Origin of the sequence: Micromonospora sp. MH33 (assembly GCF_003013775.1) — a bacterium.
Classification (GTDB): domain Bacteria; phylum Actinomycetota; class Actinomycetes; order Mycobacteriales; family Micromonosporaceae; genus Micromonospora; species Micromonospora fulviviridis.
Window position 1 is genome coordinate 1 of sequence record NZ_MUYZ01000200.1, and the last position, 12,856, is coordinate 12,856.

Annotated in this window: 13 protein-coding genes and 1 pseudogene; 2 read left to right on the forward strand and 12 right to left on the reverse strand. The window is 72.3% G+C overall.

The window, feature by feature from the left end; all coding sequences use genetic code 11:
- Positions 1 to 105: 105 nt before the first annotated feature.
- From B0E53_RS24975 to B0E53_RS24985, 3 genes are read right to left on the reverse strand one after another with little or no spacing between them, the layout of a single operon-like run.
- Positions 106 to 1,179: an adenosine deaminase gene (locus B0E53_RS24975; protein WP_107078281.1), complete on the reverse strand. Its 1,074-nt coding sequence runs from the start codon at positions 1,177 to 1,179 to the stop codon at positions 106 to 108.
- A 51-nt stretch (positions 1,180 to 1,230) separates the two neighbouring features.
- A complete protein-coding gene (locus B0E53_RS24980) occupies positions 1,231 to 1,644 on the reverse strand; it encodes a PPOX class F420-dependent oxidoreductase (RefSeq protein ID WP_107078282.1) in 414 nt (137 codons plus the stop codon).
- Positions 1,641 to 1,886: a hypothetical protein gene (locus tag B0E53_RS24985; protein ID WP_246835574.1), complete on the reverse strand. Its 246-nt coding sequence runs from the start codon at positions 1,884 to 1,886 to the stop codon at positions 1,641 to 1,643. Before B0E53_RS24985 ends, B0E53_RS24980 begins: the two co-directional genes overlap by 4 nt.
- 57 nt (positions 1,887 to 1,943) lie before the next feature.
- Here B0E53_RS24985 and B0E53_RS24990 point away from each other — a divergent pair, with 57 nt between their 5' ends.
- Both B0E53_RS24990 and B0E53_RS24995 read left to right on the forward strand, forming a co-directional pair.
- Positions 1,944 to 2,417: a MarR family transcriptional regulator gene (locus B0E53_RS24990; RefSeq protein WP_107078283.1), complete on the forward strand. Its 474-nt coding sequence runs from the start codon at positions 1,944 to 1,946 to the stop codon at positions 2,415 to 2,417.
- A gap of 2 nt (positions 2,418 to 2,419) precedes the next feature.
- Complete coding sequence (locus B0E53_RS24995) at positions 2,420 to 3,406, forward strand: putative RNA methyltransferase (RefSeq protein WP_107078284.1); 987 nt, start codon at positions 2,420 to 2,422, stop codon at positions 3,404 to 3,406.
- A 10-nt stretch (positions 3,407 to 3,416) separates the two neighbouring features.
- Here the strand turns inward: B0E53_RS24995 and B0E53_RS25000 are convergent, their stop codons facing one another.
- From B0E53_RS25000 to B0E53_RS25040, 9 genes and pseudogenes are all read right to left on the reverse strand, one after another.
- The gene (locus tag B0E53_RS25000; protein WP_107078285.1) at positions 3,417 to 4,097 is read right to left on the reverse strand and encodes a DUF4272 domain-containing protein; all 681 of its coding nucleotides are present in this window, start codon (positions 4,095 to 4,097) and stop codon (positions 3,417 to 3,419) included.
- Positions 4,098 to 4,198: 101 nt separating this feature from the next.
- Positions 4,199 to 5,479: a thymidine phosphorylase gene (locus tag B0E53_RS25005; protein WP_107078286.1), complete on the reverse strand. Its 1,281-nt coding sequence runs from the start codon at positions 5,477 to 5,479 to the stop codon at positions 4,199 to 4,201.
- 41 nt (positions 5,480 to 5,520) lie between these two features.
- Positions 5,521 to 6,240, reverse strand: coding sequence for a cytidine deaminase (locus B0E53_RS25010; RefSeq protein WP_210406200.1), 720 nt, complete (start codon positions 6,238 to 6,240; stop codon positions 5,521 to 5,523).
- A gap of 93 nt (positions 6,241 to 6,333) precedes the next feature.
- Positions 6,334 to 7,614 carry an ABC transporter permease gene (locus B0E53_RS25015; protein WP_107078288.1) on the reverse strand — a complete coding sequence of 427 codons (1,281 nt, stop codon included), beginning with the start codon at positions 7,612 to 7,614 and terminating at the stop codon, positions 6,334 to 6,336.
- Between the two features lie 2 nt (positions 7,615 to 7,616).
- Positions 7,617 to 8,975, reverse strand: a complete 1,359-nt coding sequence (locus B0E53_RS25020; protein ID WP_107078289.1) for an ABC transporter permease — start codon at positions 8,973 to 8,975, stop codon at positions 7,617 to 7,619.
- Complete coding sequence (locus B0E53_RS25025) at positions 8,972 to 10,525, reverse strand: ABC transporter ATP-binding protein (protein ID WP_107078290.1); 1,554 nt, start codon at positions 10,523 to 10,525, stop codon at positions 8,972 to 8,974. The genes B0E53_RS25020 and B0E53_RS25025 overlap by 4 nt, the downstream gene beginning before the upstream one ends.
- Positions 10,526 to 10,732: 207 nt before the next feature.
- Positions 10,733 to 11,803 (reverse strand): BMP family ABC transporter substrate-binding protein, encoded by a 1,071-nt coding sequence (locus B0E53_RS25030; RefSeq protein ID WP_107078291.1) that lies wholly within the window; start codon positions 11,801 to 11,803, stop codon positions 10,733 to 10,735.
- A gap of 277 nt (positions 11,804 to 12,080) precedes the next feature.
- Entirely contained in the window at positions 12,081 to 12,422 is a 342-nt protein-coding gene (locus tag B0E53_RS25035; protein WP_107078292.1) for a hypothetical protein, read from the reverse strand.
- 57 nt (positions 12,423 to 12,479) lie between these two features.
- A pseudogene (locus B0E53_RS25040) lies at positions 12,480 to 12,856 on the reverse strand (hypothetical protein); the annotation flags it as partial.

Here is a 12,856-nt window from a genome sequence, read left to right on the forward strand (position 1 = left end):
GCGGTGCTGCGCCGGCAGACCGGGCTGGGCGCCGAGGCGGCCCGGGCCGGCCAGGTGCTGCGCCGGGTGGCCGCCCTGCTCGCCGGCCACCCGCGGCAGCCGTGATCAGCCGATCAGCTTGGCGTACGCCGGCTTGATCACCTCGTCGATGATCTTCAGCCGCTCGTCGAACGGGATGAAGGCGCTCTTCATCGCGTTGATGGTGAACCACTGGAGTTCCTTCCAGCCGTAGCCGAAGGCGTCCACCAGCAGGGCCATCTCCCGGGACATCGAGGTGCCGCTCATCAGCCGGTTGTCGGTGTTCACCGTCACCCGGAAGCGCAGGTCACGCAGCAGCCCGATCGGATGGTCGGCGATCGACGCGGCCGCCCCGGTCTGCACGTTCGAGGAGGGACACAGCTCCAGCGGGATGCGCTTGTCCCGGACGTACGCGGCCAGCCGGCCCAGCGCCGGCGGGTTCCCGGGCGTGATGTCGTCGACGATCCGGACGCCGTGCCCCAGCCGGTCCGCGCCGCACCACTGGATCGCCTGCCAGATCGACGGCAGCCCGAACGCCTCGCCGGCGTGGATGGTGAAGTGGAAGTTCTCCCGCTGGAGGTACTCGAAGGCGTCCAGGTGCCGGGTGGGCGGGAAGCCCGCCTCCGCGCCGGCGATGTCGAAGCCGACCACCCCGGTGTCCCGGTGCCGCACGGCCAGCTCGGCGATCTCCTGCGACCGGGCCGCGTGCCGCATCGCGGTGAGCAGTGTGCCGACCCGGATGGGGGTGCCCGCCTCGGCGGCCAGGGCGCTGCCCTCCCGGAACCCGGTGACCACCGCGTCGACCACCTCGTCCAGGGTCAGGTTCTGCTCCAGGTGCTGCTCGGGAGCGAACCGGACCTCGGCGTAGACCACCCCGTCGCCAGCCAGGTCGAGCGCGCACTCGCGGGCCACCCGACGCAGCGCGGGCCCGGTCTGCATGACCGCCACGGTGTGCGCGAAGGTCTCCAGGTAGCGCTCCAGCGAACCGGAGTTCGCCGCCTCGGCGAACCACCGGCCCAGCGCCTCGGGGTCGGTGGTGGGCAGCTCGTGGCCGGCCTCGGCGGCCAGCTCGACGATCGTCGCGGGCCGCAGACCGCCGTCGAGGTGGTCGTGCAGCAGCGCCTTCGGGACCTTGACGATGTCCTCGTACGAGATTGCCATGCACCGACCCTAGTCACCGACCGCCGGGGCGCGGCACCGGACCGGGGCGGCTCACGGCCGCCAGCCGTACACCCGCTCGACCGTGAGGCGGAGCACCAGCCGCCCGTCGGCCACCATGGCCGCCCGGTAGTCCGCCCAGTCCGGGTGCTCGCCCCGGATCCGCCGGTAGACCTCGACCAGTTCCTCGACCGTGGCGTCGTCGGCTGCCGCGGCCGGCGGGGTGAGGTCCACCCGCCCCTCGGCCACCGCGTACGCCCCGCCGTCGGCGGTGCTGACGTGGAAGCTGGCCCGCGGGTCGCGCCGCAGGTTGCGCACCTTGGCCCGGTCGCCCGTGGTGGAGCAGCGGATCAGCCCCGGCTCGGCCAGGTAGTCGACGTTGGAGAGCTGCGGCCGCCCGTCCCGGCGCAGGGTCACCAGCACCCCGCGCCCCCGCCCGCCGAACAGCTCCCACAGCCGGGCCGTCACGCCGGCACCCGCAGCGGCGCGAGCGCGACGGCCAGCCGGGCCAGCTGGTCGAGCATCTGGTCCGCGGCCGCCTCCCGGCCCGGATCCGGTCGCAGCTCGCCGGCCTCGTCCAGCGCCTGCCGCAGGAAGACGGTCACCGCCTCGTTGACCGGCACCATGTTCAACGTGGTCACCACCTGCTTGATCATCTGGACCGCCCGCAGGTCGCCGGCGGGCGGCCGCGCAGGCAGTTGGGTTGACATGTCATCGACCGTAGGCGGCGTTTGATGACATGTCAACCACTGGACTATGCTCGGCACATGGACACACCACGGTGGTTGGACGAGCGGGAGGCGCGGGCCTGGCGCGGCTACCGCCGGATGCGCCGCCTGCTCGACCTGGAACTGGCCCGGGAGCTGATGCAGGACGCGGGGCTCTCCGAGCCGGACTACGACGTCCTCACCGACCTCTCCGAGACGCCCGACCAGCGGCTGCGGCTCAGCGAACTGGCCGACCGGATGCTCTGGTCGCGCAGCCGGCTCTCCCACCACATCTCCCGGATGCAGCAGCGCGGCCTGGTCACCCGGGAGGAGTGCGCGACCGACGGCCGGGGCTCGGTCGTCGCGCTCACCCCGGCCGGCCGGCAGGCCGTCGAGGCGGCCGCCCCGGGGCACGTCGCCGCCGTCCGTCGGCACCTCATCGACCTGCTCAGCGCCGAGGAGATCGCGGCGCTGGGCGCGCTCACCCACCGGGTGGTCGACCATCTCGCCGGCCGCCCGACCCCGGAGGCCTGAGCGTGGACGACCGCATCCTGGCCCGGCTGCGCTGCCCGGTCTGCGCCGAGCCGCTGGTGGAGACCACCGCCGGCACCGCCCGGGCGCTGCGCTGCCCGCGCCGGCACAGCTTCGACGTCGCCCGCCAGGGGTACGTCAACCTGCTCGCCGGCCGTGCCCCGCACACCGGGGACAGCGCCGAGATGGTCGCCGCCCGCGCCGATTTCCTCGCGGCCGGCCACTACGGCCCGGTGGCCGCCGCGCTCGCCGCGAAGGCCCGGGAGATCGTGTCCGGCTCGTCCCGCCTTCGCTCTGCAGCCCCGGACGCAGCACCGGGCAACGAGGCGTGCTGCGCCGACGGCTGCAGAGCAAAGGACGCCGCGCAGGCCCCGTCGGTCGCGCGGCTGGACCCGGCGGGCAACGGCGACGGCGAGGCGTACCCCCTGGTGGTGGACGCCGGGGCCGGCACCGGCTGGTACCTCGCGGCGGTGCTGGCGGCGCTGCCGGACGCGGTCGGCCTGGCCCTCGACGTCGCCAAGCCGGCACTGCGCCGGGCGGCCCGGGCCCATCCGCGCGCCGCCGCCGCGCTGGCCGACACCTGGCAGCGGCTGCCGCTGGCCGACCGCTCCGCCACGGTGCTGCTGAACGTCTTCGCGCCGCGCAACGGCGCCGAGTTCCACCGGGTGCTCGACCCGGCCGGCGCGCTGCTGGTGGTCACCCCGGCCGTGGACCATCTCGCCGAACTGGTCGGGGCGCTCGACCTGCTCCGGGTGGACCCGGCCAAGGCCGACCGGGTCGCCGGCAGCCTGAGCGGGCAGTTCACCGAGGAATCGGCCGCCGAGCACCGGGCCCGGCTGGAGCTGAGCCGCACCGAGGTGGCCACCCTGGTCGGGATGGGCCCCAGCGCCTGGCACACCGACCCGGCCCGGCTCGCCGAGCGGATCGCCGCGCTGCCCGAGCCGGTGCCGGTCACCCTCGCCGTCCGGCTCGCCGTGCACCGGCCGCGCTGACCACCGCCGCTCAGGTGGAGAGGTCGACCTCTTCCCAGCCCGGCGGCTCGTCGTGGTACGGCCCGCGCAGCACCACCGCCCACTCCAGCGCCCACCGGCGCTGCCCGATCGCGTTCGCGTCCACCAGCCCGGGCAGTGCCAGCCCCGCCTCCTCCGACTCCAGGTACGCCCAGTCCAGGCAGTAGTGCAGGTCGAGCAGGGCGGCCGCGTCGGCGGGGTGCTGCGGGGCGGCCAGGATCCGGGCCCGCCACTGACCGAAGGTCTCCCCGGCCACCAGGTTCGGCATCCGCTCGACCAGCCGCTCGTCCACCGGCACCGTGGGGTCCAGCTCCTTGGCCAGCCCGAGCACCCAGGCCAGCGAGAACAGCGCGTCGTGGTGCAGCACGAACGACCGGTGGTCGCCCTTGCCGCCCATCACGAACTGCCACTCCGGCGGGGTCACCGATTCGACCAGGTGCGACTCCAGCAGCCAGCCCATCGCCGCCTGCGCGGGCATCCCGAAGCAGCGGGCCAGGATCACGTGCAGCACCGCGATCCGGGCCTCGATCTCCCGGGTGGTACGCAGCTCGATCTCGTCCCCCGGCTCCCAGACCAGCGGAAACTGCGGTGGCGGCAGCGGGAGGCCCAGCCGCGACAGCTCGTCGAGGCTCGCCTCACGAACGGCCCGGGGGTCGGGGGCGGGTACGCGCACGGCTCAGGTCCCTGTCTGCTCGCAACGGCTCATCGCCGGTCGGTCCCCCCTTGGCCTGCGAGAATAGCGGCTCGGTGGGCACCGCACCATGACCGGAAAGATCAGCCGATCCGCTCGATCACCAGCGGCGTCGCGGCGGGGGCGTCCGGCGCGATCCGCACCGCCCGCTCCGCCTCGGCCAGCGCGGCCGGGATCCGCTCGGCGTGCTCGGCGCGCAGCTCGTACAGGGGCTCGCCGACGCGTACCGGGTCGCCGGGGCGCTTGTGCAGCACCACCCCGGCCGGGATGCTCACCGGGTCCTCCTTGCGGGCCCGGCCGGCGCCGAGCCGCCAGGCGGCCACGCCCATCGCGTACGCGTCGATCCCGGCGACGTAGCCGTCGTCGGTCGCGGTGACCACCTCGACCTCACGGGCCGTGGGCATCGGGGCGTCCGGGTCGCCGCCCTGCGCCCGGATCATCGTGCGCCAGGAGTCCATGGCCCGGCCGTCCCGCAGCGCCGCCTCGGGGTCGGCGTCGGGCAGGCCGGCCGCGACCAGCATCTCCCGGGCCAGCGCCAGGGTCAGCTCCACCACGTCGGCCGGGCCGCCGCCGGCCAGCACCTCGACCGACTCGGTCACCTCGACCGCGTTGCCGATGGCCAGGCCGAGCGGGGTGGACATGTCGGTGAGCAGGGCGACCGTCCGCACCCCGTGCGCGCCGCCCAGCTCCACCATGGTCCGGGCCAGCTCGCGGGCGTCGTCGACGTTCTTCATGAAGGCGCCGGAGCCGACCTTCACGTCGAGCACCAGCGCCCCGGTCCCCTCGGCGATCTTCTTGCTCATGATCGAACTGGCGATCAGCGGGATGGCCTCGACGGTGCCGGTGACGTCGCGCAGCGCGTACAGCTTGCGGTCGGCCGGAGCGAGCCCGTCGCCAGCCGCGCAGATCACCGCGCCGACGTCGCGGAGCTGGTCGATGAACTCCTCGTTGGTCAGCGCGGCCCGCCAGCCGGGGATCGACTCCAGCTTGTCCAGGGTGCCGCCGGTGTGGCCGAGGCCCCGGCCGCTGAGCTGCGGCACGGCCGCGCCACAGGCGGCGACCAGCGGGGTCAGCGGCAGGGTGATCTTGTCACCGACGCCGCCGGTGGAGTGCTTGTCCACGGTCGGCCGGGCCACCGGCGACAGGTCCAGGCGCTCGCCGCTGGCGATCATCGCGGCGGTCCACCGGGCGATCTCCGGCCCGGTCATGCCGCGCAGCAGGATCGCCATGGCCAGCGCCGACATCTGCTCGTCGGCCACCAGCCCCTTGGTGTACGCGTCGACGACCCAGTCGATCTGGCCGTCGCTCAGCACGCCCCCGTCCCGCTTGGCCCGGATGACGTCAACCGCCGTGAATGCACTCATCAGATGATCTTTCCTCGTCGTTCAGGAACCGGTCCCGCCGCTCAGGCAGGGGACCAGCGGACCGGGATCTCCAGGGGCGGCTCACCTTCGCCGGCCCAGAAGATGGTGCCCGACGCGTCCACCACGACGACGCGCGGCGTCCGGGCCAGCCCCCAGGTGATCGCCTCCGCCGGATCGGCCCAGGTCGGGCCCTCCTCCAGCACGCCGGTCTCGGCGCCCTCGGTGTCCCCGGACGACCGCTCCCAGTACGCCGTCCAGACCTGCTGCCCGGCGGAGAGGTCGGGGTGCACGAAGACCGTGCCCCGGCCCCGCCAGGCGGCCAGCCGGTCCGGCACCACGGGCACCGGGTGCTCGCCGGTCACCGCCTCGATGTCGGCCACGTCGAACGCGTGCGGCAGCAGCTCGGCCATCCGCAGCGGGCGACCCTTCGCCTCGATCAGGCAATCCGGGCCGCCCTGCTCCCAGAGCAGCTGCCGGCACCGGCCGCACGGCATCAGCGGCTCGCCGGTGGCGTCGACGCAGGACAGCGCCACGATCCGCCCGCCGCCGGTGGCGTGCAGCGAGGAGACCACGCCGCACTCGGCGCAGAGGACCACGCCGTACGCGGCGTTCTCCACGTTGCAGCCGACCACCACCCGGCCGTCGTCGACCAGGGCGGCCGCCCCGACGGGGAACTTCGAGTAGGGCACGTACGCGTGCCGCATGACCTCGGTGGCGGCGGCCCGCAGCCGCTCCCAGTCGATCTCCATCACGACTCCCATTCTGCCCAATTCACGTCGATCGGTCGCGGTGGCGGCCGGAGACGACGGTGCCCGGCGGGTCTCCCCCCGCCGGGCACGGTGCGTCGCGGGCGGTCAGCCCTTGATGTACGGCTTGCCGTCGGCGGCCGGCGCCCGGACCCTGCCGACCAGCCCGGCCACCGCCAGGATCGTCGCCAGGTAGGGCAGCATCGCCAGGAACTGGCTCGGGATGCTGCTGCCGATCGCGCCCAGGTAGGTGGCGAGCTGGTCGGCGAAGCCGAAGAAGAGCGCCGCGAGCAGGGCCCCGGTCGGGCTCCACCGGCCGAAGATCAGCGCGGCCAGGGCGATGAAGCCCTTACCGCCGATCATGTTCTTGGTGAACGAGTAGAGCGCCAGGGTGTACGAGGCGCCACCCACGCCGGCCACCAGCCCGGCCATGAGCACGTTGCGGTAGCGCAGCCGCAGCACCTTCACGCCGACGGTGTCGGCGGCGGTCGGGTGCTCACCCACCGACCGGGTCCGCAGACCCCACCGGGTACGGAACAGCGCGATGTGGATGACCAGCACCAGCAGCAGCCCGAGGTAGAGGAAGATGTTGCCCCGGAACAGCGCCGGACCCAGCAGCGGGATGTCCTTGAGCAGCGGGATCTCCCAGTTGCTGAACCGCGGCGCGCTGTTGTACTTCGTCGCGTCGGTCTGCATCAGCCGCTCGTAGAGGAAGCCGGTGACGCCGACCGCCAGCAGGTTGAGCACGATGCCCATGACCACCTGGTCGACCAGGTAGCGGATGGCGAAGACGGCCAGCAGCAGGGAGATCAGCGCGCCGCCGATCGCGGCGGCGACCAGGCCCACCCAGACGCTGCCGGAGATACTGCCGAACAGCGCGCCGGAGAAGGCGCCCATCAGCAACTGGCCCTCGATCGCCACGTTCACCACGCCGGACCGCTCGCAGAGCACGCCGGCCAGCGCGCCGAAGATCAGCGGCAGGGCCAGGATGAACGTGCCCCGGAGGACGTTGACCAGCGGCATGAAGTTGCGGCCCTCGGGGGCGGCGGAGACCTGCCAGCACAGGAAGCTCAGCACGAAGGCGACCAGCCCGACCCCGAGCACCAGCGTGAACCAGCGCTTCGGCACCCCGGCGAGCAGGGCGGCCCCGGCCGCGGCGGCGATGATCCCGAAGAGGATGGCACCGACCGTGCCGTTGATCTCCAGGGCGGCGCCGCCCTCGGTCTCGCTGAGCGTGAAGCGGGCCTGCTGGTCGGTGGCGAGCGCGCCGAACAGCACCGTGGCGAGCACGCCCAGCGCCAGCAGGACGGCGCCGGTCTTGCGGGCGCGCGTCCAGAAGCCCTCGTCGACCGCGGTCACGGCGACCTCGGGGACAGCGGTGGTGGACATGCTCACCAGCCCTTCGCGAGGCTCGTCTGCAGCCGGGCCGCTCGGGCCGCCCGGAGCTGGAAGATCGCCTTCACCATGGCCGGCGCGGCGATGAAGATGACGATGAGCGCCTGGAGCACGGTGACCAGCTCCAGCGAGATCCCGGAGTACGACTGCATCCGGTTGCCCCCGGCCTGGAGCGCGCCGAACAGCAGCGCGGCCAGCAGCACGCCCCACGGCTTCACCCGGCCGAGCAGGGCGACCAGGATGCCGTCGAAGCCGATCTGCGCGACCACCAGCGGGGTCAGCGCGTTCGCGGTCGAGCCGAGCACCATGTTCGACCCGCCGAGACCGGCCAGCAGACCCGAGATCACCATGACCAGCACGTACGTCTTGGTGACGCTGATGCCGGCGGTCCGGGCGGCGTCCGGGTTCTCGCCGACCGCGCGCAGCTCGAAGCCGAGCGTGGAGCGGTTCAGCAGCCAGGCGATGAACCAGGTGGCCAGCACCGCGACCAGGATGCCGGCGTGCACCCGCAGGTTGTCGCCGAGCAGCCGGGGCAGCTGGGCGGAGGAGTCGACCGGCTTGCTGATCGCGTCCGACCGGTTCGGGTTCTGCACCCCGCTCTGGATGATGATCCAGGACAGGAAGTAGACCGCCACGTAGTTGAGCATGATCGTGTTGATCACCTCGTGGGCGCCGGTGCGTGCCTTCAGGATGCCCGGGACGAAGCCCCAGAGCGCGCCGCCGAGCGCGCCGGCGATCAGCGCGACGAGCAGGTGCACCCCGGGCGGCAGCGGCAGCGCGAAGCCGGCGACGGCGGACAGGATGACGCCGATGGTCGCCTGGCCCTGGGCGCCGATGTTGAACAGGCCGCCGCGGAAGGCGAGCGCGACCGCCAGGCCGGTGAAGACCAGCGGCGCGGTGTAGGTGAGCGTCTCCGAGATCGGGCCCATCGCGGCGGTGAAGCCGACCGCGTCCGGGTCGAAGATCGCGCCCTTGAACAGGTTGGCGTACGCCTCGCTCACCACGGTCCAGCTGGCGTTGAGCGCGTCCGCCGGGCGTGCGGTGATGTAGCCGTAGGTGGCCAGCACCTCCGGGTCGGAGACGATGATCAGCACCGCGCCGACGAGCATGGCCAGCAGCACCGCGAGCACGGTCACGGTGACCGTGTTGGCCGCCCAGAGGTTGTCCAGGAAGAGGCGGCCCAGCGTTGGGCGGGGCCCCTCGGCCGCGGGCTGCTTCGTCGCGGTGGCGGGCACCGCCCGCTCGGTGTCGCCGGCGGGCGCGGACGGCGTCGCCCGGGCCTCGCTGCGCGCCTCCTGCGCCTCGGTCGCCGGCTCCTTGTCCGGGGAGCCCGACACCGGGTTCGGGTTGGTCATGCCTCGTCCTCGTTGCCAGGGCCGTCAGCGGTCGTGGTGGCGGTGTCCGGCGTGATGCCGGCCATCAGCAGGCCGATCTCCTCGCGCGGGGTGTCCGGGCCGACCACGCCGATGACCCGGCCGCGGTACATCACCGCGATCCGGTCGGCCAGGCCGATCACCTCGTCCAGTTCGCTGGAGACCACCATGACGGCCGTGCCGATGTCCCGCTCGCGGATGACCCGGCTGTGGATGAACTCGATCGAGCCCACGTCCACGCCCCGGGTGGGCTGGGCGGCGATGAACAGCTTCAGCGGCCGGGACAGCTCCCGGGCCACGATCACCTTCTGCTGGTTGCCGCCCGAGAGGGTGCCGACCGCCGCATCGGCCGAGGAGGTGCGGATGTCGAACTGCTCGACCCGCTCCTTCGCCGACTTCGCGATGGCGTCCGGCTTGAGCGAGAGGCCCTTGCCGAAGGGCGGCCGGTCGTAGATGTCCAGCACCAGGTTCTCCGCGACGGAGAACTCCTTGACCAGGCCGTCGACGCTGCGGTCCTCCGGGACGTACCCGACGCCGGCGCGGAGCACCTTCTTGGTCGACCAGCCGTGCACGGCCTGGCCGTCCAGGGTGACCGAGCCGGCCAGCACCGGGCGCAGCCCCATGATCGCCTCGATCAGCTCGGTCTGCCCGTTGCCCTGCACGCCCGCGACGCCGAGCACCTCACCGGCGTGCACGGTCAGGTCGACGCCGTCGACCGCGCGTACCTGCCGGTCGTCGTCGACGACCAGGCCGGCGACCTCGAGGATCGGCTTGCCCGGCTGGGCCGGCTTCTTGTCCACCGTCAGCCGGACGCTGCGGCCCACCATGAGCGCGGCCAGCTCGTCACGGCTGGCGCTCGGCTCGGCGGTGCCGACCGTCTTACCGCGCCGGATCACCGTGATCCGGTCGGCGATCGCCTTGACCTCGCCCAGCTTGTGGGTGATGAACACGATCGACTTGCCGGCCTCCCTGAGCGACCGCATGACCGTGAGCAGTTCCTCAGTCTCCTGCGGGGTCAGCACGGCGGTCGGCTCGTCGAGGATGAGCAGGTCGACGTCGCGGGTCAGCGCCTTGACGATCTCCACCCGCTGCTGGATGCCGACCGGCAGGTCCTCGATCACCGCGTCCGGGTCGACCCGGAGGTTGTACCGCTCGGAGACCTCGGCGACCTCGCGGCGGGCCCGCCGGCGGTCGAGGAAGCCGGTGAAGCCCCCCTTGACCTGTTCCGCACCCAGCATCACGTTCTCGGCCACGGTGAAGACCGGCACCAGCATGAAGTGCTGGTGCACCATGCCGATCCCGGCGGCGATCGCGTCGGACGGACCCTTCAGCTTCAGCGGCTTGCCGTCGACCAGGATCTCGCCCTCGTCGGGCTGGTAGAGCCCGTAGAGCACGTTCATCAGGGTCGACTTGCCGGCGCCGTTCTCGCCGAGCAGGGCGTGGATCTCTCCAGGCTCCACCGTCAGGTCGATGTGGTCGTTGGCGACCAGATCACCGAACCGCTTGGTGATGCCGCGCAGTTCGAGTCTCAGCGCAACCTCCTGGAGTGCGAGCGATGGTGCAGCGTAGCGGCTACGCGCCGGCCACCGCGCCGGGTGGGGGTCAGTGGGGGATCAAGGTGACCGGCCGCCCCGGCGTCGCGCGGGTCTTCCCCGCGTACGCCGAGGCGGCCGGTCGTCAAACCTGGTGCCCGCCGGCCCCCGCTGCCGATGATCTCACCGCGGCGGCCGGCGGAGCGGTCACTTGGTCGGCTGGGCCTTCGAGGTGACCGTGATGGTGCCGGCGGCGATGTCCGCCTTGATCTTGTCGACCTCGGCCTTCAGGTCCGCGGGGACCTTGCTTTCGAAGTCGTGGTACGGCGCAATCGAGACGCCGTTGTTGGCCAGGGTGCCGACGAAGCCGGGCTTGGCCTGGAGCTTCTCGCCGTTGGCGGCCTTCAGCACGGCGTCCTTCACGGCGTCCGGGATGTTCTTGACGACGGTGGTGACCAGCGCCGGGCAGTTCGGGGTGCTCTCGCAGCCGTCGACGTCCACCCAGACGACCGAGTACTTGCCGCCCGAGGCCTGCGCGGCGGCGGTGGTGCCGAGGCCGGCGCCGCCGGCGACCGGCATGATGATGTCCGCGCCCTGGGCGACCAGCGCGTCGGAGACCTTCTTGCCCTCGTCCTGCTTGACGAAGTCGTTGGTGAAGGAGCCCTTCTGGGCGGCCTTGTCCCAGCCGATGACCTGGACGGTCTTGCCCTTGGCCTTGTTGTAGTACGCCACGCCGTCGGCGAAGCCGTCCATGAAGATGGTGACCGGCGGGATCGGCAGACCGCCGTAGGTGCCGACCTTGCCGGTCTTGCTCATCCCGGCGGCCAGGTAACCGGCCTGGAAGGCGGCCTGCGCGGTGTCGAACTGCATCGGGTAGACGTTGTCCACACCCGGGTTCGCGTCCACGATGCCGAACTGCTGGTTCGGGTTCGCCGCGGCGGCCTTCTTGGTGGCGTCCTGCATCAGGCCACCGACGGCCAGGATGAAGTCGCATTTCTGGTTGACGAACCCGGTCAGGTTGACCTCGTAGTCCGCCTCGGCCTTCGACTGGACGTTCTTGATGTCGATCTTGGCGTTCTCCTTCTGCGCCTCCTGCAGGCCCTTCCAGGCCGAGGTGTTGAAGGACTTGTCATCGATGCCGCCGACATCGGTCACCATGCAGGCGCTGAACTTCTTGCCGCCGTTGCCGCCGGCGTTCTTGTCGTCCTTGGGGGCCTCACCGCACGCGGCGGCGCCCAGCACGAGGCCACCCGCCACGATGGCGGAGGCGATCCGCATCCCACGCACAGAGCGCAAGACGTCTCCTTCCCATTGCACACCGCGTCGTGCGCGGTGGCAGCCCTTGCGCCGGCTTGCGGTGTGCCGCCGGCGTCCCACGTTACGGACGGGAGCGTACGCCCGCGCCCACCCACCGGCCGACAATCGTGCACGACTGTTGAACGCTCGTTACCCCTACGTAACCCTTGCGTGTGGCACGTCACGTCCGGTGTCGGTCACCCTCCGGAAAGGTGTCGCGAACGTCCGTTTCCCGAGGTGTTCCCCCTGCCCTGCCGGGTTACCGCCAGAAGATCGCCACCGCCGCGTTGACCAGCGTCAACCCGATGATGGCGAGGAAATGCCCGCGGTTCACGGACTCCCGCTTACGCGAGAAGAAGACCATGACAAAGATCAGCAGCGCGAGCACCAACTTGGTAACAAGTTTGGCGGGTGCCGGCTCGTCGCCGTCACGCAGCGGGGCGGACAGACCGATTCCGGTCAGCAGCCCGATCACCGAGCCCCAGAGCATGGCCGCGTTGATCCGCAGCCGGCCGGCGATGAACTGGGCGATCGAACCGCCAAGCAGCAGCGCGAACCCGATCAGATGGACGTAGAGAAGGATCAGTCGAAGAGCTTCCACGCCGGCCATCCTCCCCTATCAACGACGCTTTGTAGTAGCCGGCCCGTCGAGGTGCCGTCATACCGTGACCTCGGCGGGCCGCCCGGCCGGGGCCGGGCTGTCCGCACCGGCCCGGTGGCTTCGGTTCACGACGAGGACCAGGGCGAGGCCGACCAGCGCGTAGCCGGCCAGCACGGCCAGCGACCGGCCGGCGCCCGCCCCGTCGAAGAACGCGGCCGAGCGCAGCAGCGTGCCGCCCGCCCCCACCGGCAGAAACTGCCCGACCGCGCCCCAGGGCTGCGGCAGGAGTTCGGGCGCGGCGCCGACCGCGGAGAGCGGGTTGCCGACCAGGAAGACGAGCAGCGCGCCGAGCCCGAGCCCGGCCCGACCGAACAGCGCGCCGAGGCCCGCCACGGTCGCGGCCGTGGCCAGCGCGAACAGCCCGATGGCGGCCG